We start from the raw sequence: 1,084 nt of genomic DNA, 5'->3' as shown, positions 1-1,084 counted from the left end.
TATACAACGATTAATCTCCTGAATAAAAACCACAATGAACGCTCAGTAATTAGCCAGTGGTTTTACATGGTACTTCTGAAAGGGATCTTTGGAAGCCAGGCAGATGCGCTACTCACGAGTATCAGAGATGTAATGAAAAATAGTCTTTCAGATATTCACTTTCCTCTTGAGAAGATTATTGACAGATATAAAGGCTCGAATAAAGACCTCAGATTTGACGACGAATACATCGAAAGCCTTCTCAATATCAGATATGGCGAAGGTCGTTGCCGCGCACTATTGCATCTTCTGTTCCCTGAAATGAATCCAACCGAGGTGTTTCATATTGATCACCTTCACCCAAGAAATCACTTCTCAAAGAAATATCTTGAAAGATTAGATTATGTTGCGAACTCACCAGAGAACCTCAGCTTTTATGAAAACCCGGAACACTGGGACACCATACCTAATCTTCATTTACTGAATCATTCTCAGAATATAAGTAAACAGGATACATCCCTGAAACAATGGCTATCTCATTCATCAAACAACTATACGCCATCAATGCTGTTAGTTTCAGATGACAATATTGAGTTCAGTCGCTTCCCGGAGTTCTACAATGAGCGAAGAAACGCCCTGAAGCAAAGACTGCTGAATCGGGTATTTCTTACAACAAAAATAGATTCATCACCATCCACAATGGATACGGATGAAGAAATTCTCACCGACTGAACGTTCAGCCCCGATAGTATTGGGGCTTCAGTATTTATCGTCAGCACAACGTTTCTACTGGCCTGACTGAAAGAGCGCTGCTTACACAATCGGGCAAACTGTAGTGGTCAACAAAGCCTGTCATCAATATGAAATTGCGATAAAATTGGGCCAATAAAAGTAGTTAAGAATCATACAACAGGATACAAAATGACAAGCCTTCAGCAGCGTGCCGAGCTACACCGTCAAATCTGGGCCATTGCCAATGATGTCAGAGGCTCCGTAGACGGATGGGATTTTAAACAGTATGTACTCGGTGCACTTTTCTATCGCTTCATCAGTGAGAATTTTTCCAGCTACATGGAAGCAGGGGATGAGAGCATACATTATGCAG

At 41.3% G+C, this 1,084-nt stretch carries 1 protein-coding gene and 1 pseudogene; both read left to right on the top strand.

Annotated elements, in window-relative coordinates; all coding sequences use genetic code 11:
* Positions 1-711: pseudogene (locus RDN66_RS07380) on the top strand (hypothetical protein); the annotation flags it as partial.
* A 189-nt stretch (positions 712-900) separates the two neighbouring features.
* Positions 901-1,084, top strand: a 184-nt coding sequence (locus RDN66_RS07375; RefSeq protein WP_308537743.1) for a type I restriction-modification system subunit M N-terminal domain-containing protein, incomplete at its 3' end; no start/stop codon positions are given.

This window comes from uncultured Kluyvera sp. (assembly GCF_902485085.1).
Lineage (GTDB): Bacteria > Pseudomonadota > Gammaproteobacteria > Enterobacterales > Enterobacteriaceae > Kluyvera > Kluyvera ascorbata.
This window is presented reverse-complemented; position numbering and strand designations above follow the sequence as displayed.